At 35.3% G+C, this 21,239-nt stretch carries 19 protein-coding genes and 1 other annotated feature; of the genes, 4 read left to right on the forward strand and 15 right to left on the reverse strand.

Annotated elements, in window-relative coordinates:
* Positions 1 to 21 precede the first annotated feature (21 nt).
* On the reverse strand, positions 22 to 1,695 hold the full coding sequence (gene ilvD / locus EUC40_RS17040; RefSeq protein ID WP_151626067.1) for a dihydroxy-acid dehydratase: 1,674 nt from the start codon (positions 1,693 to 1,695) through the stop codon (positions 22 to 24).
* A gap of 597 nt (positions 1,696 to 2,292) precedes the next feature.
* On the opposite strand from ilvD, the gene EUC40_RS17045 reads away from it, so the two are divergent.
* On the forward strand, positions 2,293 to 3,051 hold the full coding sequence (locus tag EUC40_RS17045; RefSeq protein ID WP_156576085.1) for an SDR family oxidoreductase: 759 nt from the start codon (positions 2,293 to 2,295) through the stop codon (positions 3,049 to 3,051).
* Positions 3,052 to 3,099: 48 nt separating this feature from the next.
* Here EUC40_RS17045 and EUC40_RS17050 read toward each other — a convergent pair whose 3' ends face one another.
* From EUC40_RS17050 to EUC40_RS17065, 4 genes are read right to left on the reverse strand one after another with little or no spacing between them, the layout of a single operon-like run.
* Positions 3,100 to 3,789: a response regulator transcription factor gene (locus EUC40_RS17050; protein WP_156576086.1), complete on the reverse strand. Its 690-nt coding sequence runs from the start codon at positions 3,787 to 3,789 to the stop codon at positions 3,100 to 3,102.
* 15 nt (positions 3,790 to 3,804) lie between these two features.
* The gene (locus EUC40_RS17055) at positions 3,805 to 5,295 is read right to left on the reverse strand and encodes a sensor histidine kinase (protein WP_156576087.1); all 1,491 of its coding nucleotides are present in this window, start codon (positions 5,293 to 5,295) and stop codon (positions 3,805 to 3,807) included.
* A 27-nt stretch (positions 5,296 to 5,322) separates the two neighbouring features.
* On the reverse strand, positions 5,323 to 6,561 hold the full coding sequence (locus tag EUC40_RS17060; protein ID WP_156576088.1) for a copper resistance CopC/CopD family protein: 1,239 nt from the start codon (positions 6,559 to 6,561) through the stop codon (positions 5,323 to 5,325).
* A 16-nt stretch (positions 6,562 to 6,577) separates the two neighbouring features.
* Positions 6,578 to 8,206, reverse strand: coding sequence for a multicopper oxidase family protein (locus tag EUC40_RS17065; RefSeq protein ID WP_156576089.1), 1,629 nt, complete (start codon positions 8,204 to 8,206; stop codon positions 6,578 to 6,580).
* 247 nt (positions 8,207 to 8,453) lie between these two features.
* Here EUC40_RS17065 and msrA point away from each other — a divergent pair, with 247 nt between their 5' ends.
* A complete protein-coding gene (msrA, locus tag EUC40_RS17070; RefSeq protein ID WP_156576090.1) occupies positions 8,454 to 8,990 on the forward strand; it encodes a peptide-methionine (S)-S-oxide reductase MsrA in 537 nt (178 codons plus the stop codon).
* Positions 8,991 to 9,157: 167 nt separating this feature from the next.
* Here the strand turns inward: msrA and EUC40_RS17075 are convergent, their stop codons facing one another.
* The 5 genes from EUC40_RS17075 to EUC40_RS17095 form a co-directional block, all read right to left on the reverse strand.
* Entirely contained in the window at positions 9,158 to 9,358 is a 201-nt protein-coding gene (locus EUC40_RS17075) for a hypothetical protein (RefSeq protein WP_156576091.1), read from the reverse strand.
* A gap of 229 nt (positions 9,359 to 9,587) precedes the next feature.
* Positions 9,588 to 10,484 (reverse strand): RCC1 domain-containing protein, encoded by an 897-nt coding sequence (locus EUC40_RS17080; protein ID WP_156576092.1) that lies wholly within the window; start codon positions 10,482 to 10,484, stop codon positions 9,588 to 9,590.
* 163 nt (positions 10,485 to 10,647) lie between these two features.
* Positions 10,648 to 11,289: a FusB/FusC family EF-G-binding protein gene (locus tag EUC40_RS17085; protein ID WP_151626052.1), complete on the reverse strand. Its 642-nt coding sequence runs from the start codon at positions 11,287 to 11,289 to the stop codon at positions 10,648 to 10,650.
* A 110-nt stretch (positions 11,290 to 11,399) separates the two neighbouring features.
* Positions 11,400 to 12,086 carry a DUF421 domain-containing protein gene (locus EUC40_RS17090; RefSeq protein ID WP_071712403.1) on the reverse strand — a complete coding sequence of 229 codons (687 nt, stop codon included), beginning with the start codon at positions 12,084 to 12,086 and terminating at the stop codon, positions 11,400 to 11,402.
* Between the two features lie 156 nt (positions 12,087 to 12,242).
* Positions 12,243 to 12,506, reverse strand: a complete 264-nt coding sequence (locus tag EUC40_RS17095; protein ID WP_000878308.1) for a CD3324 family protein — start codon at positions 12,504 to 12,506, stop codon at positions 12,243 to 12,245.
* A gap of 325 nt (positions 12,507 to 12,831) precedes the next feature.
* Between EUC40_RS17095 and EUC40_RS17100 the strand changes: the two genes are divergently transcribed.
* Complete coding sequence (locus EUC40_RS17100; protein WP_156576093.1) at positions 12,832 to 13,536, forward strand: polysaccharide deacetylase family protein; 705 nt, start codon at positions 12,832 to 12,834, stop codon at positions 13,534 to 13,536.
* A 39-nt stretch (positions 13,537 to 13,575) separates the two neighbouring features.
* On the opposite strand, the gene EUC40_RS17105 is transcribed toward EUC40_RS17100, so the two are convergent.
* Complete coding sequence (locus EUC40_RS17105; RefSeq protein ID WP_156576094.1) at positions 13,576 to 14,913, reverse strand: sodium-dependent transporter; 1,338 nt, start codon at positions 14,911 to 14,913, stop codon at positions 13,576 to 13,578.
* 303 nt (positions 14,914 to 15,216) lie between these two features.
* Positions 15,217 to 15,439, reverse strand: a binding site (T-box leader).
* 220 nt (positions 15,440 to 15,659) lie between these two features.
* Between EUC40_RS17105 and EUC40_RS17110 the strand changes: the two genes are divergently transcribed.
* On the forward strand, positions 15,660 to 17,294 hold the full coding sequence (locus EUC40_RS17110; protein WP_156576095.1) for a putative polysaccharide biosynthesis protein: 1,635 nt from the start codon (positions 15,660 to 15,662) through the stop codon (positions 17,292 to 17,294).
* 37 nt (positions 17,295 to 17,331) lie between these two features.
* Here EUC40_RS17110 and EUC40_RS17115 read toward each other — a convergent pair whose 3' ends face one another.
* From EUC40_RS17115 to EUC40_RS17130, 4 genes are all read right to left on the reverse strand, one after another.
* A complete protein-coding gene (locus EUC40_RS17115; protein WP_156576096.1) occupies positions 17,332 to 18,156 on the reverse strand; it encodes a DUF4037 domain-containing protein in 825 nt (274 codons plus the stop codon).
* Between the two features lie 81 nt (positions 18,157 to 18,237).
* Entirely contained in the window at positions 18,238 to 18,750 is a 513-nt protein-coding gene (locus EUC40_RS17120) for a GNAT family N-acetyltransferase (protein ID WP_156576097.1), read from the reverse strand.
* A gap of 79 nt (positions 18,751 to 18,829) precedes the next feature.
* Complete coding sequence (gene cysK / locus EUC40_RS17125; protein WP_156576098.1) at positions 18,830 to 19,747, reverse strand: cysteine synthase A; 918 nt, start codon at positions 19,745 to 19,747, stop codon at positions 18,830 to 18,832.
* A 10-nt stretch (positions 19,748 to 19,757) separates the two neighbouring features.
* Positions 19,758 to 20,969 (reverse strand): MFS transporter, encoded by a 1,212-nt coding sequence (locus EUC40_RS17130; protein WP_156576099.1) that lies wholly within the window; start codon positions 20,967 to 20,969, stop codon positions 19,758 to 19,760.
* Between the last annotated feature and the right edge of the window lie 270 nt (positions 20,970 to 21,239).

Raw genomic sequence — 21,239 nt, forward strand, 5'->3', positions numbered from 1 at the left:
CCTTATCTCTTTTAAATTGGCTCAATCAAAATTCGGGATTTTTAGGACTGCCCCTGTATTCGCCGATGTTACCATCTGTGCATAACGTCCAAGCCAGCCAGTTTTCACTTTCGGTTCTGGTCGTTTCCATTCTTTTTTACGCTTATCTAATTCTTCATCACTCACTCTTACTTCTAGCAAGCGTTCCTCAACATCGATACAAACGATATCCCCTTGTTCAAGAAGTGCAATCGTTCCGCCCGCAGCTGCTTCTGGCGAAATATGCCCTACTGAAATACCACGTGAAGCACCAGAGAAACGACCATCCGTTAATAGCGCAACATCTGCACCTAATCCCATGCCAGCAATTGCTGATGTTGGTGCTAACATTTCTGGCATACCAGGGCCACCTCTCGGTCCTTCATAACGAATAACAACTACATCCCCTTTCTTAACCTTCCCAAGCATAATGCCCGCAAGCGCCTCATCTTGTGAATTAAATATAACGCAAGGTCCTTCAAATCGTTTTACTTCGGTTGCTCCGCTTTTAATAACTGCCCCATCTTTCGCAAGGTTTCCTTTTAATATACGTAGCCCACCTTCTTCACTATGAGGATTTTCGAGAGAATGAATAACTTCTTTATCTTTAATCTCTGCCTCAGCAATATTTTCTCTTAACGTTTGCCCAGTAGCAGTAATACGATCTAAATGAAGTACCCCTTCTTTTCGACTCATCTCTTTCAAAATTGCACTAATTCCGCCCGCTCGATCAATATCTTCCATATGCCAATTAGAAGCTGGACTTACTTTACATAAATGCGGTACACGTCTTGAAACAGCATCAATACGGTTCATATCATAATCTAGCCCTGCCTCTTGTGCGAGCGCTAGCGTGTGTAATACTGTATTCGTTGAGCCACCCATCGCCATATCAAGTGCAAAAGCATCATCAATTGCTTCTTCTGTTACAATATCGCGCGGCTTAATATCTCTCTCAATTAAAATTTTCAATTTCTCTGCTGCTTGTTTAATTAACTCTTCACGTCTTGGATCAATTGCTAAAATACTCCCGTTACCAGGAAGTGCTAAACCTAACACTTCACATAAACAGTTCATAGAGTTCGCGGTAAACATACCGGAACAAGAACCACAAGATGGACAGCCATGATCTTCAATATCCTTTAATTCTTCTTCTGAAATTTTACCAGATTGATAAGCTCCTACTCCTTCGAAAACAGAACTTAAATCGACAACTTCTCCTTTAGATGTTTTTCCAGCCGCCATCGGACCACCTGAAACAAACACAGTTGGAATGTTAATACGAAGTGCAGCCATCATCATACCGGGTGTAATTTTGTCACAGTTTGGAATACAAATCATGCCATCAAACCAATGTGCATTTACAACCGTTTCCACTGAATCAGCAATGATTTCACGACTCGGAAGGGAATAACGCATACCGATATGTCCCATCGCAATACCATCATCTACTCCAATTGTATTGAATTCGAATGGTACCATACCTGCCGCACGAACTGCTTCTTTTACAAGTTTCCCAAACTCATTCAAATGCTTATGTCCTGGAATAATTTCAATAAAAGAGTTACAAATCGCTATGAACGGTTTATCAAAATCTTCATCTTTTAAACCTGTTGCTTTTAATAAACTACGGTGCGGAGCTTTATCAAAACCTTTTTTAATCATGTCACTTCTCATCTTGTCAAATCCCTTCTTACACATTTTTTCTCTTACTTACTCTATTTTTTAAAATAAAAACTCTCACCTCAGCAATCAACTACTACTTAATAGTAGCTTTGATTGCTGAGGCGAGAGTTCCGCGTTACCACTCAGCTTCCTTACACTTCTCACGAAATATAAGCTCTGTAGGTCCAATCAGACCTCCGTCCTTTTACCGGAGACGATGCCGCCGCCCTCTACTCAGTTTCCCTTTCGCAAGCGATGCTCCGAGGTGATCTTCAATGATTCGATTGTTACCACTCTCACAGCCTTGGAGTAGCTCTCTTAAACAATCATAATCATATACTTTCCTCTTCTTTGCATATACAAACTATAAAGTCAGAAAATTCTTAATTGACTTTTATTTATTAAACGTATTATAGGACGTTGTACTTTTCATTGTCAACATGTTTTCTAAAAAAAATTAAAATTCAATTCATTTCACTAGAAAGCTATTTATTTTTTCTCAAAACAAAATCGGAATGAAACACTTACATACACTCATATATTGCTTAAGTATGCTTGCATTACTACATAAAGAAAAACTTATAAAATTTATGAGGAGATGAGAAAACTATGTTAAAAGGGAAAGTAGCATTAGTTACAGGAGCAAGCCGAGGAATTGGACGTGCTATTGCAATTCGTTTAGCAAACGACGGTGCATTAGTCGCTGTTCATTATGGTAATCGAAAAGAAGACGCTGAAGAAACTGTTCATGAAATTCAATCAAATGGCGGTTTAGCTTTTTCTATCGGTTCAGATCTTGAATCTTTACACGGTGTAGAAAACCTTTATAGCGCTTTAGATACTGAATTGCAAAAAAGAACTGGTGGAACACAATTTGATATTTTAATAAACAACGCTGGAATTGGTCCTGGTGCTTTTATTGAAGAAACGACCGAACAATTTTTTGATAGAATCTTTTCAGTAAATACAAAAGCACCATTCTTTATCATTCAACAAGCTCTATCACGTTTACGTGACAATAGCCGAATTATTAATATTTCATCAGCTGCCACCCGCATTTCTTTACCTGATTTTGTTGCATACAGTATGACGAAAGGCGCTATTAATACAATGACTTTCACGCTTGCAAAACAACTTGGAGCACGAGGAATAACTGTGAATGCAATACTCCCGGGATTTATTAAAACAGATATGAATGCAGAACTCTTGAGCGATCCAATGATGAAACAGTATGCTACTACTATTTCCGCTTTCAATCGCTTAGGTGAAGTAGAAGACATTGCCGATACTGTTGCATTTCTTGCTTCTCCAGACAGCCGCTGGGTTACTGGACAATTAATTGATGTTAGCGGAGGATCTTGTTTGTAATTTCTTAATCTATTTACGCAAAAAAGCCAGCATTTTTGCTGGCCTTTTTCACTGTGTAAAACGATATCCTACTCCCCAAATTGTCTCGATATACGATTTATCAAATGGATCGAGTTCAATTTTGTGACGAATATTTTTCACATGGACAGCAACTGTTGCTGCATCACCAATTACATCCATCCCCCATACAGTTTCAAAGAGACGATCTTTACTAAACACTTGATTCGGATGTTCTGCCATACAAGTTAATAAATCAAATTCTTTTCCTGTTAGCATGATCTCAGTTCCATTTACAAATACACGGCGGGCCGATTTATCAATAAGTAATCCTCGAATACGAATTTCATCTTTTATTTGCTCTCGCTTTCCTGTTAAACGATCATAACGAGCTAAATGAGCGTTTACACGTGCCACCATTTCACTTGGACTAAATGGTTTTATAATATAATCATCTGCTCCAAAACCTAACCCTTTAATTTTATCGATTTCCTCTTGTTTTGCGGACACCATAAGTATTGGGATGTCCTTTTTCACTCGAACTTGTTTACAAATTTCATATCCATCTATTCCCGGTAACATTATGTCTAAAATTAATAAGTCGTAATCCTCCAAAAGAACTCTTTGTAAACCCGTTTCGCCAGAGTAATCAATGTCTACTGTATACCCGGCAACCTCTAAATAATCCTTTTCTAACTCTGCTATAATAGCTTCATCTTCAATAATTAAAATTCTTTTCAAGATGCTCTCCTTTTTCTAATTGATTTTTTGTAATGTAAATGCAAGTGTCGTTCCCTTACCTTTCTTGCTTTCTACCCAAATATCACCACCATGTTGTGTGATAATCTGATGTGCAATTGATAAACCAAGTCCGCTTCCACCCGTATTAGAATTTCGAGAATGATCTGCACGGTAAAACCTTTTAAATATATGAGGTAATGCCTTCTCTTCTATTCCTATCCCATTATCTTTTATGTAAATTGTTACATAATCACTAGATTCAGTCATACGAATTCCAATATATCCTTCTTCTTTATCCATATACTTAACACTGTTCCAAATAATATTTGTAATAACTCGTCGTAATTTTTCACGATCACCTTTTACCAAAATAGAAGTATCCTTTTGAGCATCACATCTCACTGTAATTCCCTTATCTTGCAATTCAAGCTGTAGTTCTTCTATACAATCAGATAAGTATTGGTTAATTTCAACCTCTTCAAATTGAAACGGTTCCTCTTTCAAATCAAGTTTTGAAAAGAGAAAAAGCTCGTCAATTAATTGATCCATATCAAACACTTTATTGTAAATAATTGTTAAATATTTATCTAATTGTTCCGGAGTTCGAGCGATACCTTCTTTAATTCCTTGTACATAACCTTTAATAGCCGTAATTGGCGTCCGTAAATCATGAGAAATATTTGAAAGCAACTCTTTACGATTTTTTTCATATTGCATTTGCAACTCGACCGATTCCTTCAACCTGCCGCGCATCTCTTCAAACGATAAACTTAATTCTCCTATTTCATCTTTCGCAAGTCGCTTTACTTGAAAATCTAAATCACCTTTTTGAATTCTTTCCGTTGCCTGCTTTAATGAATGCAATGGTTTAATAATACTCCGTGATATAAAATATGTTAATATTCCATTTGTAATAATTAATCCAAGTATTAACATGAATACGAAATACGGGGAAAATTCTCTAATTATTTCTTCTAAAGGATTTACATGCTCAAATACAAAAATACTAACCTTATCCCTCTCTTCATCGTAGTAATCAAATTGCTTATAGTAAAAAGAATTACCCTCTATTTTCACATCCATTCCTTTTCTTTGTCCTTCCGTTTCAAACGCGGGTAGGTACTTATCAAACGAAGAAATTTTAAAGTATGGAGATGAATATGTAAGCTCATCATTTTTTCGAATTAGTAACCCTGCTTGATTATCGTTTAATTCTTTATCAGTTTCCTTTAAAAAGTTTAGATCCTCCAATTTATCTGGAGCATACGATGAAAGAATTTTCAACCTACTAAAAATATCATCTTCATCTTCTTTTGTACGAATAGCTCCCTCCTGCTCTTTATCAATGAGAGAATGACTATTTTGATTAAGACCAATGATTGCTTTTGCAATACGAATATCACCAAATAACGTAACACTAATTAACATAATTGCTATGCCACAAAAAACGATTGGAATAATTACCATCGCAATATACGACAACAGCAATCTAATACGGATTGACATTACAGAACTCCTATAAACATAATAATTTTAGCTCGTTACAGAACTCACAGGAAATGAAACTTGACTCATCCAAATACCAGCTAATAATACGAGTATAGCTAGAACAATTTCTAAGAGCAATAAACGGCGATTAACTGTTCCGATATCGTTACCCCATGTTTTCGTTTGTCTCCATGCTACAATTGTAATTATTAATACAGTAACCGCCTTTATATTTAAGAGGTTTGTCCATTCGGAGTCCACATTAAACAGCATCCATTTTCTTGTCTGTAAAAACACAATTAATTCACCAGAAAGAAATGCTAGAATAAATGAAATACCAGCAATAATACTAAAATGCTTACGGAAACTCTTTTGATCAAATGTAATTTTGTATAATGTTGTCCACACTATAACAAGAGCTAAATAAATAAGTGCTCCTAGCCACACTGCAATACTCATAACGTGGACCATTCTAATTATAACTGCTGCCCAATTTGGATTAGTAATCCATACATGACCTGTGAAAGAAAAACTCGCAACAAGAAATCCCCAAATTAGCGCATACCATTCGTTCCCCATATGCTGCAAAGACATAAGAATCAATAATAACAATTGAATCATAATAATAACTGAAAATGGCGAATGAATAAGTAAACTCCCCTTCGGAATAATTGACTTATACACTATTAATTCGGCTATCAATCCTACTACAAGTATAGAGAAGAAAATCATTTTCATATTCTTCATTCTTTGCAATACAGGAGGTAAATTATAATGTTTCACAAACATATCGAGCCACTTTACTCCTGCTCCAATTAAAATCATTCCCTCTACAATATAGCGTAGGATTACAATCATAACCTCTGAAAATACTGAGGTACTCGCATTCCCCTCTACTACGGCATTAGTTGGTACTTCTTCTCCAATTGAAAAGGTATAGCTTCCTTCACTCGGATGTCCGTCTGCAGATATCATAGACCACCTTACTGTGTAAGTACCATTATTTAAATTTGGTATCTTCACTTTTATTTTTGTTGGATCATCTAACATTTCAACCTTTGATACTTGCACTCTCTTTGCACTTGGATCTAGCAATTCAATATTAACTACTTTTCCTGTAACTAGTTCACTAAATTCAAGAATAATCTGTTCTGGTTGTACTGTCAGAACTTCCCCCTCTTTAGGACTGGTTCCTACAACACTTGTATGAGCAAATACACTACTATGAGAAAACAAAAATACACTTACACTTGTTACAATAAATACTATCATTCTATAAAGCATGAAAACCTCCGTATTATTATTCTGGATGATTACCCGAATGATCTCCGGTAGAAAATGGCGTAGTTACTCCCTCATAATTCATCATTGTATGCATTCCTTTTTCCGCATGAACAAGATGATGACAATGAACCATCCATAGTCCACTATTATTTGCCTCTAATGCAATTTCATATTCTTCTCCTGGAAAAATATTAACTGTATCTAAGTAAATCGGACTTCCCTCCATCGGGTTACCATTTTTAGAAATAACCTGGAATGTATGTCCATGCAAATGCATCGGATGAATTTCTTCCCCCTTATTTTTAAAGCGAATCTTAACTTTATCTCCTTTCTCTACTTTAATGGGCGGAATATCAGGTGATGTCTTTCCATTAATCGTATAGACCCATTTTTCTTGTCCATTTACATCTTTCACACCTTCTGCCAAATCCATATCATAGACCTTTGTAAACTTTGAATCTATCGTAAACTTGCCAACTCCTTTTTCTCCATATTTCGTAAAGTCAAACCATGGATAACTCTTTATATCAATAGGTTCTTTCGGCAAAGAACCGCTCCCAATAGTTGCTGTTAACATTCGATTCATTTTCTTAGATGGATCAACGTTAATAAGTTTTACACTCGTTGTTTCCGGCATTTTAAAAACAAGGTCATAACGTTGTGCAGCTCCCATCGGAAGAATTGCTTTATCTAGCTCGTCCCCACCTTTTATATCACGACCATCTAATGCGATAATTTGAAATGGTACCCCAACTAATGTCATTAAATGCGTATTATTCCCGGCGTTAATTAAGCGAAGGCGTACTATTTCACCTGGTTTTGCATCTAATTGTAGCCCTTCACTTGTATCATTTAATGTAAATACATCGTAATCATCTCCATCAGATAAATCTTTGAGTTGATCATTACTTGGCATCATTAACGGTCCTTCTAAAGTTTGCGCCTTTTCATTTCGAATATGATTGCTAGGATAGCTATCCCAATCTTTATCTTGTTCGCCATTATGCTTACGGGTTTTTATGTCTCCTGCTTTCCATTCATGGATTGCCACTGTATAATCCTTTTCATATTTTACAGCTGCTTTATTCGGTTCAATAACAATGGTTCCAAATAGTCCACGCTCCGTTTGTTTTGCACTTTTTTGATGTGAATGATACCAATATGTCCCCACCTGATCAGCATTAAATGCGTATGTATATGTTTCACCTGGTTTTATAGCATTTTGCGTAACACCTGGAACACCGTCTACCGCCGCAGGAACATCTAATCCGTGCCAATGGATTGTAACTGGTTCTGGCAATTCATTTTTCAAATTTACAACAACACGTTCACCTTGTTTAACTCGAATTTGAGTGCCCGGTGATGTTCCATCAAATGTCCACGCATCTACCTTTTTCCCATTTCCTAAATCTACGCTTGCTACTTTCGCCGTAATATTAAAAGTTTTTGTAACCTTTTTTTTGGCATCTGAATTAGCAAGAGATGTAATTGATTCTGAAGTAGATGTTGCATCTGTTAACTTCTTTTTTTCATTTGTACCTGGGTAATTATTTATTAAAAAATATCCGAAAATAACTAACCCTAATAGTAAGCATGCCGCAATCAATATATTTCTTAAATCGCTTTGTATAAATTCCTTTTTCATATTAGTCTCTCTTTCATTTTTTGTTGTAAACTATTAATTTTCATACGTAGATTCATTGCCTATCACCTCACATATTCACTTCGATTTACATAATAACACTAAGAAAAAAAGAAACTTTGAAGGAATTTTAAAGACTTTATAAAGAAATATATTTCAATTTTTCTTTACTTCTAAATCTTTTTTATTGCGCAATAAAAAAGATTGTATAATACTATATAAAACATATATATTTAGGAGGATTATAGTAATGTCTGAAAAAACATACGAACTCGCAACCTTCGCAGGTGGTTGCTTTTGGTGCATGGTAAAACCATTTGATGAACTTCCTGGTATTCATAAAGTACTTTCCGGCTATGCAGGTGGTCATATCGAAAATCCAACATACGAACAAGTAAAGGCCGGAACATCTGGACATTTAGAAGTCGTTCAAATTACATTCGATCCTTCTATTTTCCCATATGAAAAATTACTAAATTTATATTGGCCTCAAATCGATCCGACTGATGATGGTGGACAATTCTTTGACCGTGGTCCATCTTATCGCACTGCTATTTTTTATCATAATGAAACACAAAAAGAGCTTGCTGAAAAATCAAAACAAGCTCTTGCAAAAAGCGGTATGTTTAAAGATCCAATCGTAACTGAAATCCGCACAGCTGCACCTTTTTATGAGGCTGAAGAATACCATCAACATTTTTATAAAAAAAATCCAGAGAAATATGCTACTGAGCAAAAGGAATCTGGTCGTGAAGATTTTATTAAAGAAAATTGGCAAAAAAAATAATAAAAATGCATCGTGCTTTCATTTCAAAGTGCGATGCGTTTTTATTTTTGAAAAAAGTACCATACAATTATGAGAACAACCGCTGTTAATGTCCAAAGTATTATCTCGTTTTTAACTCTATTCTTTTTATTAGTCATTTTATCTCTCCTTATCACAATTAAACATATTCAAGATTTCTTTTGTTTAATTGTCCACCAGATGAAAGTAAATAAATCCTTACATATTCTTGTAATAAGAGCACCTATTATTCCGATTGCAATTGAAATTACTAACATCTGTCCAAAACTAAAAGAATTGGTATATGTTATGTAGAGAACGATACACACAAGTAAAACATCCGGTAAAGAAAGCAAAAACTTTTTAAGCATTTCTTCAGCTCTCCTATGCTTTATTTGTAATTTATACTTTCTACTGTAGCTTTGAAATAAAGTTTGTTCAAAAATTCCATTTAGACCCTCTTTTTACGAAAAATAATAAGAATCCCTTTTCAAAAGGGATTCTTATTCAGCAGATTTAAGTTTAATTATTTTCTACATATCCTATTCCATAATTACTCCTAAAATAGAATAATATTACTAATGATTTATTGTAAATTGACTATTTGCCAGGCAATCGAATGTTGTGCCAGCTACCTACATCACATTGACCAAATTCATTATTGCCCAACGCGGCCACCGTGCCGTCTGATTTAAGGCCGACCGTATGCGCACAACCAGCCGCTATCGCTACAACGTCGCGCCAATCGCTTACATTACATTGACCATACTCATTCCAACCCACTGCCACCACTGTACCGTCTGATTTAAGGCCGATTGTATGATTCGTACCAGCTGCTATCGCTACAATACCTCGCCAATCACTTACGTCGCATTGGTTATGTTTATTATTACCCACTGCCATTACCGTACCATCTCGTTTAAGGCCAACTGTATGAAGATAACCTGCTGCCAACGCCACAATACTTCGCCATCCACTTACATTACATTGGCCATATCGATTATTCCCCACAGTCGCCACTGTGCCGTCCAATTTAAGACCGACTGTGTGCCAGTCACCCGCCGCAGCCGCCACAATCTCTCGCCAGCTACTTACATCACATTCCCCTTCTTTATTTCGCCCCACAGCTATTACCGTGCCATCTGGTTTAAGCCCAATGGTACGACGCCATCCCGCCGCAACGGCTACAACATTGCGCCAGTCATTTACATCACATTGTTCATGCTTATTCCACCCCACAGCTATCGTAGTACTGTCACATGTAAGACCAATTGTATGAGCATTACCTGTGTTCGTTGCCATATGAACATTGCCCACTGCGACTGCTACAATATCTCGCCAGCCGCTTACATTGCATTCTCCTTCTTTATTTCGCCCCACTGCCACAACTGTTCCATCCGATTTAAGAGCAACTGTATGACCACGACCCGCTGCTATCGTATCTTTCGGCCACCGTTTCACTTGTAACACTTCTTCTTTCGGTGAAATATAATTCATGTTTACCTCCTTGCATATAAGCAACTGTATCCAAATAGATGTTTTTATCCAATCACATTATAAATGACCGGACTTTTTTTATAAATCTACAACTACAAAAGAAGCCTATTATTACTTCTTCCAAAATAAAAACCTCCAGTTTAAGTACTAGAGGTTTTCCATTTTATTTCTTTAATCTCTCAATAAAATCGTTTAATTTATCAAGCGACTTCATATTCTGATTACAAGCTACACCATCTTTACAAATATAGTTTCCCTTTTTAACGAAAGTTCCTGGTACATCACCTTTAATTTCAACTAAAAACATTCCTACTTCTTCATGCCCATGACATAATGAGCAAATGCTCTTTTTATTTAAACTTTGGAACGTTCCTTGCAGACCAACAAACTTATTTTTATCATTTTTCGCTATAATAAATTTCCTACTTGATCCCTTGTCAATCCAGCTTAAATAAGATAATTCTTTCATATCCAATTCTTCCATATCAGGTAGTTTTAACTTTTTCGCCTTAGGAAATAATTTTTTTAATGTTTGCGCTGTAACTTCCTGAAACGGAATGACATACGGATTTATTTTCATTAAGAACGATTCTGCATCTTCTCTATTTTGAACTGTTAATACCGTATCAATTAACTCTGTCTGTTCATCCGTTAAATTCTCAAATACATGTATTATCTTTTCAATCGCAAGTGATTTTAACGCTTGAATTACACCTCTATCATTTGCCGTTGCATGCCCGTTTGCTAAAATATACGCTTGTGATTTTATAAAATTATATTGATCACTTCTAATAAAAGCTTCCATCTTTATCACTCCATACAAATTGTTAATCTAGTTCTATTGTATACAATGATTACGTTCTTTGATATGTAAAAGATAACTTAGAAATGAAAATTACATACTCTGATTATGTTCTAACGATTCATTTCCTGACAAAAGAAACCATCATCTGTTTTCCATTCCGCATATAATACGTCTTCAAATTTAGTAATCCCTTTTTGCTTTATTTGTTTATATAGCCATCCTTCATCAAAACCTGCTTCCCTCAAATTATCCTTAACTACTATCCCATCACTAATTAATGAAATTGGTAAGTATACAGGCTTATGTTTTAAACTTAAATCATTTATAGTGGGAGATTCGTATTTACTTTTTTTCAGAACACTTATGTTTCCGTTAGGTTCCAATATCATATACTCAACTTCTCGGATTGAAAATATGTCTTTTTGTTGCCTAAGCATTTGTTGTAATTGGTTAATGTCCAAATGATTTACACTTAATTGGTCACGATCAATCTTTCCGTTACGAATAATAATTGAAGGATACCCTTCAAAAAACCTTCTTGTTCCTCTTATTTTTTGCGTTATCACTTCTATTGTATAAATTAAAATTACCCATACAAATACTGAATATAAAATAGACCACACTTTAATTTTAGGGTCATATATTGAATTTCCAACGAGCTCACCAAGGACGATAGCAGAAATAAAATCAAAGGGTGTTAGCTGAGATATTTGTGTTTTCCCTAATATTTTCGTAGCAATTAACAGCACAAAAAAGCCAACTAAAAGCTCTATCGTTATTTGTCCAATATGATTCATAGCTGCTCACCTTTCTGCTTTTCACTCAAATATTCTATTTAGTAAAAAAACGGCACATTTTTCTATTATCTTTCCCATTCATACGCAATATATCCAATATATAAAAAGCAAAAAGAGTCTAGTTCAAAATAACATTTGAACTAGACTCTTTTATTTTCATTTGGAATACACAATTTTTTTAATCGTTTCTCCAGAAAGAAAATACTCTTCTGCCAGTTGATGAATAGCAATTCCACTTTTAAACGCTTCTTTAATTGCTTTATTTCTTTCATCAAGTTGTTTTCTTCCGCCTGATCGTGTACCCCATTTATAATGTTTCGTTTCTTGTTTTGGAATGTAAATTGTTTCACCTTGTATATACTTTTGAATTTCAGTAATTAAACTTTCTGGTAAAACTGTCGCAGCTTTTACGTATTTCATTTCTGCTCGCCCCTTATTTTTTATGGTTCATTTCAATAAGGTGCAAAGCCAAATATAAAAATGATACGAGCTCATTTAGGCGATTGTATATTACTTGTCTACCTCACGCAAAGTATCGCCATTTCCATACTTGGCTTTGCATGAGACGTTGCAGTGTCCGGCAATTGAATTATAATCGCCATGTAAACACCTCCTAATATACCTTTTACATTTTATTATATGATAAATTCCTTCCACTTGCATCCACATCCTTTTTAACGCACGAAACTACTAAGTTTGATATAATACTTTTTAGTCCAATACAAAAGTATAGTGAGGTTGCTTTATGAAAAAGAAAATAATCATTACAATCGCTACATTATTCATTATTACTGTAGCATTATTCGGAACATACAAATTGATGAATGCCAGGACCTTTCAATTATTTGGAGATTTAACAAATCGCGTAGAAACAAATGAAAAAGTGATTGCTTTAACTTTTGATGATGGTCCTACTAACAATGTAAAACAAATATTACCGCTACTAGATAAATACAATGCAAAAGCTACTTTCTTTTTAATCGGAAATGAATTAGAGAAAAATTTATCGTTAGGAAAAGCTATCGTACAATCTGGGCACCAAGTTGGAAACCATACATACTCTCATAACAGAATGGTTTTTAAAACACCATCTTTTATTAAAGAAGAAATAGAAAAAACGAATTCATTAATCCGCCAAACAGGATTTACAGGCGCAATTGATTTTAGACCACCTAACGGAAAAAAGCTAATTGGTCTGCCCTATTATTTAAATAAAAACAATATCGAAACGATTACATGGGATCTTGAGCCTGATACGTTTTATAAATCTGCGGCCGATAAGATTGCATACGTTAATAAAAATGTAAAACCAGGTTCTATCATTTTATTACACTCTATGTATGATGAATCTAATGAAAATTTACAGACCATTGAAGGTATTTTAGACTCTTTATCTAAGAAGGGATATCATTTCGTAACAGTAAATGAATTGCAAAAAAGAGCAAAATAAAAAGGTAGCGTATCATACCACGATACGCTACCTTTCTTATTAAATAATTCCAAGTACATTTAGGAATACGATAATAATTGCAATTGGTGCAATATAGCGAAGTAAGAATAACCATAATACGAATAATTTATAGCCTTTATTTTTACTTACACCAAGCTCTTTCATTAATACATCTTTCTTCATTTTTAAAGGAACGAAGATGGAAACCAGCAATACGCCAAGTGGCATTAGTATGTTACTAACCGTATAATCTGCTAAATCAAAAATTGTTTTTCCAAATGGTTTCACATCGCTTAACAAACCGAATGATAATGCTGATGGTACCCCAACAACGAAGATTAATAATCCAACGATTAAAGCCATTTTTTCACGTTTCCCTTTACCTTTTGCAGTTAAAGATGCAACGCTAATTTCTAACATCGAAATTGCTGATGTAATAGTAGCAAAGAAGAATAGTAATAAGAAAACGATGAAGAATAATTTTCCGAACGCCATTTTACTGAAAATAGCTGGCAATACGATAAATAATAGCCCCGGTCCTTGAGATGGTTCCATTCCAAATGCGAATACAACTGGGAAGATCGCAAGTCCTGCAAGTAATGTAATAACAAGCGTTAAAGCTACGATAGAAAATGCTGAACGCGGTAAACTTTCCTCTTTCGGTAAGTATGAGCTATATGTTACCATAACGGCTACACCGACAGATAGCGAGAAGAACGATTGTCCCATTGCATATAAAATAATTTCTGACGTTACATTTGAGAAATCAGGTTGTAAGAAGAAGCGAACTCCTTCTCCAGCACCGTCTAATGTAAGTGCACGAACAATTAATACAAAGAATAAAACGAATAATGCTGGCATGAAATATTTATTTACTTTTTCAACACCATTTTGTACACCTTTACTTACGATAAAAATAGTAATAAGGATGAATAATAGCTGTGATCCAACTGCTAAATACGGTTTGGAAATGATTTCACCAAACGTAGCTTCGTATGCCCCATTTCCTTCCCATAGTCTACCTGTAATTGCATTCCATAAATATAATAAAATCCAACCTCCTACAACGCTGTAGAAAGAAAGTAATATGAAACAAGTTACAATCCCCAATTTACCTAACCACGGCCATAACGTTTTAGGAGCAATCTCTCTGTACGCATCAACGGCCTCTTTTTGTGTGCTTCTTCCAATAACGAATTCAGCTAATAATAGCGGTAATCCAATTAATAATGTGAAACCGATGAAAATAAGGAAGAACGCGCCGCCCCCTCCAATGCCGGCCATATATGGGAATTTCCAAATCGCTCCAAGACCAATTGCTGAACCTGCTGCAGCTAATACGAAACCTAATTTTGATGTCCATTGCTGTGAATTCATTTGTTAATCTCCTCTCTGTCTCTTTTTCTTTGTTTCAGTTCAGTATTTATATTGTTCTATCAATACTCTTTTCTAATACGTTCACTTCCTCCCTAATAATAAAAAAACGCCCCTACGTAAATACGTAGGGACGACAAAAATATCGCGGTACCACCCTAGTTATGAAGCCACAACAAAGTTAGGACCTAAATAAAAAACGCCCCTACGCAAATACGTAGGGACGATAAAAATATCGCGGTACCACCCTAGTTATGAAGCCACAACAAAGTTAGGACCTAAATAAAAAACGTCCCTACGTAAATACGTAGGGACGATAAATATCGCGGTACCACCCTAGTTGTGAAACAATCTTCACCACTTTATTTGATAACGGTATAAACTACCGTCTTTCATTTCCTCACAATGTGAGATTTATGAAAGATGCTCCAGGACGAACTTCATGAATAATCTATATACTGATTCACACCAACCATCAGCTCTCTGAAATAGGGAGATATTCACTACTATACCCTTTCATTGCCCAAATATTATTTTCCGAATTGATTACTATCATTTTTATCATACATTAAAAATAGTGTCAACTTATATTTTGAATTTTTATGTATTACAATCTATTTAAACATTCAAAATATGACTTTTAAATGAATAGTATTAGAACATTTATGGTTTGTACTGTATTAACTTCTCTAGCAGGTTTATAGTAGTATACGATGAATGTAAGATAGCGTGAGTAGGAGGAAAGAGTTTTGTCTACGTCAAAAGTTTTAAAAGGAACTGCTTTATTAAGCGGTGCCACAATGATTTCACGTATTTTAGGATTTATATACTTCTTCCCTTTTCAATTATTAGTTGGAACGCAAGGGGTTGCTTTATATGGATATGCATACTCTTGGTACGGTATTTTATTAAGCTTTTCAACAGCTGGTATTCCTATTGCCGTCTCCAAATTTGTTGCAAAACATAATGCGCTTGGTGATTATAGTACAAGTAAAAAATTGTATAACTCGAGCGTAAAATTGATGTTGTTTATGGGCTTTTTAGGATTTTTAATTTTATTTATTGGAGCACCGTATATATCACAATTTATTATTCGCTCGAAAACACCAGATCCACAATTTATTGCCGATGTAACACTTACGATGCGAGCATTAAGTTTCGCACTTATTATTGTACCAGCTATGAGTGTTACCCGTGGTTATTTCCAAGGTTTCCAACATATGAAACCTAGTGCTGTTTCTCAAGTGGTAGAACAAATTGCGCGTGTTGTTTTCATTTTAGTCGGCAGTTTTATCGTCTCAAAACTATTAGGGGGTTCAGTAGCTTCTTCTGTTGCAGTTGCTACGTTTGGTGCTGTTATCGGGGCGCTTGCCAGCGTTTCTATTCTAATGATGTACTGGAAAAAATATAACCGATTAAAACCTCCCGAAGGCGAATTAAAATCAAGAGCATCCAATATTCCGTTAAAAAATATTTATATAGAATTACTTCGATATGCAATCCCAATTGTCTTTGTCGGTATTGCAATTCCGCTCTATACATTAGTAGATCAATATACTGTAGCTGATGTCCTTAGAGCAATGGGAGAGCCGTTAGAAACAGCGAATGCAGTGTTCGCTTATATAACGAACTATGCACAAAAGTTAATTATGATTCCAGCTTCACTTGCAACTGGATTCTCATTAACGATTATTCCGGCAATAACGAAATCTTATACAAGCGGGAAACTAGAAGAATTACAAGAACAAATTGCAAAGATATTTCAAGTCTTGTTATTCTTCACTATCCCAGCTGCATTCGGTCTTGCTAGCATCGCTTACGATGCATTCCGTATGGTTTATGTAAATCCTGAAATTGCACATGGTGGATCACAATATTTAATTTCATTTGCACCTTCTGCTATATTAAGTGCGATTTTCACAGTTTCAGCAGCTATTTTACAAGGAATCGATTATCAAAGAAAAACGATGATTGCTTTCTCAGTCGGTATTCTCGTTAAAGTTTTAGTAAATACACCGCTCTTACATTTATTTGGTGGACACGGTGCTGTAATTGGAACAATTCTTGGATACCTCGTTTCCAATGTTATTATGTTGTACTGCATCATTAAGTTTGCGAAATTTAAAATTGGCGAAACAGCAAAAACAGTACTCCTTATTACGATTTACTCCGCAGCAATGTCTGCTGTTGTAATTGCTTTAAAAGCTATTTTAAAATGGATTATCCCTGGACAATCTTATATCGAATCACTGCTTATTGTATTTATATGTGGCGCTGTAGGAGGGGTTGTTTACCTTTTATTCGTATTAACAAGTGGACTTGCTTCACATATTCTTGGTGATCGTATTCAACGTTTACCTGTATTGGGGAAATTAGTAAAATAAAAAGAAGAGATGTAACTCATTGTTACATCTCTTCTTTTTATTTTGCATATTGAATATATTTTTGTTGCTCAGCAATATTTAATTCAGGAGCATGGTGTTCTACTAAATATAATACCTCTTTTATTAACATTTCTAACTCCTGCACACTATACTCCGGTTTCTCCATCAACGTATTCGCCATACGCTCATATAAGTTTTCAGGCTTAATACTCATTCGTTCCACATTATACTGCATCCATTTAAATGCAGGATGATGCACATACATTTTATTCAAACCAAATAAGGTCCCAAATATATTTCTTTGCACTTCACAAATAACATCATATAGCATAAGCCAATCTTTTCGTTTTAAAAGAGCCTCTCGATTATACCAACGATTGCTTAACCAAAGATTTTCTGAAATCATCCGTTTCGCTAGATCTTCTGGATATGTTACAACTCTCTCTTTTAATTCATTCACTTTCTCTTCTCCATACAAACTAACACCATCATGAACCGATGATACAATACATTGTTTCTCATAATTTATATCATAACGTTCTACAACTTCTGAAATAATCTTTTCTACAGTCACTGTTAAAAAATTACTAATCTCTAATTTAATTCCTTCTGTCGTCAAATACGTTTCCGACCACTCTTCTTCCTCATAAGGATGATAGGACAAAACTGTCCCTTCAATACTATTAATAGGAGCCCTACGATCTTCATCCTCTGGTGGTTCTGACCATAAAACATGTAATTCAATATCTGAATGTTCATCTTCTAATTTTCTTGCTACTGAACCCGCTAAAATAATAGCCTCCACTTTCGGATTGCCCCTATAAATCTCCGACATTTCTATTGCTTTCTCTTTTAATCCCACTTCATTTCCCCCTAAAATTGCAGTACATCATTACTTTTTCATTTATCTATTTCAATATTACCTTTTCAAGTTCCTACTAAATCATATTTCTATCCAATAACGCTGAACAATTTCGCCTGAATGAGAAGAAAATACTTCATCTTCTAACACACCGCCAACCTTTTGAATCGTTTTAGCCGATGCGATATTAACTTTATCACAAGTTATTAACACTCTCTGCAACCCTAACTTTTGCGCTTCACCTAATGCGAGTTTTAATTGTTTTGTCGCATAACCTTGGCGACGTTTATTCGGATGGACACTATATCCAATATGACCACTTTCCCGCAATAATTCTTCGTTTAATCGATGTCTAATATTCACAAAACCTATAAGTTCCCCTTTTTCAAAACTTAAAAATTGACTAGATGGTACTCGATTAGCTTGTAAATTTTCTCCTACTTCTTGTATACTCACTTTTTCAAACCATCCACCAAGTACATCAAAATTTTGTAAAGAACTACTGCCATGTGGTTGTTCATCAGCATGTAAAAACGCCTCTCGATACTCCATAATTTGTTCACTATATTCATGCATTGGTTTTAATAGTTTCATTGTCATTCTCCCCCTCTTTACACCCTAAAACAAACAGCTTAATCGTGACAATTTCACGATTAAGCTGTTTCTATCATTTTCATTCAAATAATCCCATACTCAAATAACGTTCACCTGTATCAGGTGCAATACATAAAACTTTTTTACCAGCGCCTAATCGTTTTGCAATCATAATTGCTGCGTAAACAGACGCCCCTGAAGATGGCCCAACTAATAACCCCTCTTGTCTAGCTAAGTTTCTCATTGTCGTTAAAGCCTCTTCGTCTGCAATTTGAATAATTTCGTTATACACTTCCGTATTTAAGTTTTTTGGGATAAACCCTGGACTTGTTCCTACTAGTTTATGAGGACCCGGAACACCGCCTGATAAAACAGGTGATCCTTTCGGTTCTACTACTGCAATATATAAGTTTGGTAGTTTCTCTTTTAACGTTTCCCCAGTCCCTGTAATCGTTCCACCAGTTCCTGCCGTTGCAACAAAAGCATCAAGCTCTCCATCCATTTGTTCATAAATTTCAAGTGCAGTCGTATAACGGTGAATATTCGGGTTTGCTGGATTTTCAAATTGTTGCGGAATAAAACTATTTGGAATTTGCTTTTGCAGTTCTAACGCCTTCGCAATTGCCCCTGGCATTCTTTGTTCTGCTGGTGTTAAAACTACTTCTGCTCCGTATGCTTTCAATAAGTTAATTCTTTCTTTGGACATATTATCCGGCATAATTAAAATCGCTTTATACCCTTTAGCGGCTGCATTCATCGCTAAGCCTATTCCTGTATTTCCACTTGTTGGCTCAATAATTGTATTTCCTGGTTTAATAAGACCATTCTCTTCTGCAACGTGCAGTAAATTATAGGCAGCACGGTCTTTTACACTGCGCGATGGATTAAACATTTCTAGTTTTACATACACATCTGCTGCGTCTTCTGGAACAAATTTAGATAATCGGACAACAGGTGTATCTCCTATTAATTCTGTTACGTTTTCACATAATTTCATAGTGCATCCCCTATTCTGTCGTTTTCTTATCATTTGGTAATAGCCATGAAGTAAGTCCAATTAATGGTAGACAACTACATAGTAACATAATGAATTGTAGACTATATATGTCCGCCAATTTCCCAAGAACTACAGATCCTAAAGCTCCGAGTCCAAACGCAAGCCCTACAATTAATCCAGATACCATCCCTACTTTTCCAGGTACAAGCTCTTGCGCGTATACAACAATTACACTAAAACTACTTGAACTAATAAACCCGATACATAAAAATAACGGTACGACCCACACGAGAGAAACATGAGGTAGTAAAAGTGCAAGCGGCGCTGAACCAAGCATTGAAAATACAATAATTGTTTTCTTTCCAAATCGATCTGCTAGTGGACCACCAAAGAAAGTTCCTAACACACCGGCAATCATAAATGCAAATACGAAATACTGGGCATTTTTTATAGATAGACCGTAATGCTCAATTAAATAAAATTGATAGAAATTCCCAATACCAGCACCGTACCAAGAACGTACAAAAGTAAGAAAAACAAGAAGTAAAATAACAAATTTAATATGTGTACTTACAATCGCATTTTCTGCCTCAAGTGCAGCTCTCTTTTTTCTTCTCACAGCGCCAGTTGCTAATTCATTCCTATACCAATTTGATACGAAAATTAATAATACAATTCCTACCGCTGCAAATGCAGTAAAACCTAAAGATCCAATTTGACCGAGCGGAACGAAAATTAATGCTGTAAAAATAGGAGCCAGAGAATTCCCTGTATTTCCTCCCACTTGATAAATCGCTTGTGCTAACCCTCGTTTTGCACCTGCTGCCATATAGGCAACTCGAGCACCTTCTGGATGAAAGACTGCGGAACCTAATCCAATAAATAAAACAGAAATAATAACAATAATAAAATTCGGTGCAAACGCGAGTCCAATCATTCCAAGCATACTCGAAAACATACCGAGCGGTAATAAAAATGGTGATGGCTTCTTATCCGAATACATACCAAAAACCGGCTGCATAATGGATGACGTCATATTTAACGCAAATGCAATCCATCCCACTTGCATATAGGATAAATTCATTGTTTTTTCCAAAATAGGAAACAGCGCCGGTACAACTGCTTGCATCGAATCATTTAGAAAGTGTCCGAAACTAATCGCAAATAATATTCGGTATATTGTCGGTGTTTCTACTGTGTTTTTTTGTGAAGCTGCCTGCATATATGAATCGCTCCTTCCTGTACAAAATATATTTATTACATTAAGTGTAATAAAATAAAACTTTAACCATAATAAATTCTGACTTTTGAAACATTTCTATTCTATACTGGTTTCGTTTCTTTTTCCAGAAATATCACTTCTGAAATAACATATTTTTCACATCTGTTTCATCAGATTTTTTTCATATAAACTCTTTTATACTAAGTTAGGACAATAGGTAAGCTTGCATCTACGCAAAAAAGGCGATCCTAAAACATATCAGGATCGCCT

Origin of the sequence: Bacillus luti (genome assembly GCF_009739945.1) — a bacterium.
GTDB classification, from domain to species: Bacteria; Bacillota; Bacilli; order Bacillales; family Bacillaceae_G; genus Bacillus_A; species Bacillus_A luti.

Excerpts from the sequence above, each read along its gene's own strand:
- ilvD (WP_151626067.1), bottom strand. The coding sequence starts at position 1,695 with ATGAGAAGTGACATGATTAAAAAAGGTTTTGATAAAGCTCCGCACCGT.
- EUC40_RS17045 (WP_156576085.1), top strand. The coding sequence starts at position 2,293 with ATGTTAAAAGGGAAAGTAGCATTAGTTACAGGAGCAAGCCGAGGAATT.
- EUC40_RS17055 (WP_156576087.1), bottom strand. The coding sequence starts at position 5,295 with ATGTCAATCCGTATTAGATTGCTGTTGTCGTATATTGCGATGGTAATT.
- EUC40_RS17060 (WP_156576088.1), bottom strand. The coding sequence starts at position 6,561 with ATGCTTTATAGAATGATAGTATTTATTGTAACAAGTGTAAGTGTATTT.
- EUC40_RS17065 (WP_156576089.1), bottom strand. The coding sequence starts at position 8,206 with ATGAAAAAGGAATTTATACAAAGCGATTTAAGAAATATATTGATTGCG.
- msrA (WP_156576090.1), top strand. The coding sequence starts at position 8,454 with ATGTCTGAAAAAACATACGAACTCGCAACCTTCGCAGGTGGTTGCTTT.
- EUC40_RS17075 (WP_156576091.1), bottom strand. The coding sequence starts at position 9,358 with ATGCTTAAAAAGTTTTTGCTTTCTTTACCGGATGTTTTACTTGTGTGT.
- EUC40_RS17080 (WP_156576092.1), bottom strand. The coding sequence starts at position 10,484 with ATGAATTATATTTCACCGAAAGAAGAAGTGTTACAAGTGAAACGGTGG.
- EUC40_RS17085 (WP_151626052.1), bottom strand. The coding sequence starts at position 11,289 with ATGGAAGCTTTTATTAGAAGTGATCAATATAATTTTATAAAATCACAA.
- EUC40_RS17090 (WP_071712403.1), bottom strand. The coding sequence starts at position 12,086 with ATGAATCATATTGGACAAATAACGATAGAGCTTTTAGTTGGCTTTTTT.
- EUC40_RS17095 (WP_000878308.1), bottom strand. The coding sequence starts at position 12,506 with ATGAAATACGTAAAAGCTGCGACAGTTTTACCAGAAAGTTTAATTACT.
- EUC40_RS17100 (WP_156576093.1), top strand. The coding sequence starts at position 12,832 with ATGAAAAAGAAAATAATCATTACAATCGCTACATTATTCATTATTACT.
- EUC40_RS17105 (WP_156576094.1), bottom strand. The coding sequence starts at position 14,913 with ATGAATTCACAGCAATGGACATCAAAATTAGGTTTCGTATTAGCTGCA.
- EUC40_RS17120 (WP_156576097.1), bottom strand. The coding sequence starts at position 18,750 with ATGAAACTATTAAAACCAATGCATGAATATAGTGAACAAATTATGGAG.
- cysK (WP_156576098.1), bottom strand. The coding sequence starts at position 19,747 with ATGAAATTATGTGAAAACGTAACAGAATTAATAGGAGATACACCTGTT.
- EUC40_RS17130 (WP_156576099.1), bottom strand. The coding sequence starts at position 20,969 with ATGCAGGCAGCTTCACAAAAAAACACAGTAGAAACACCGACAATATAC.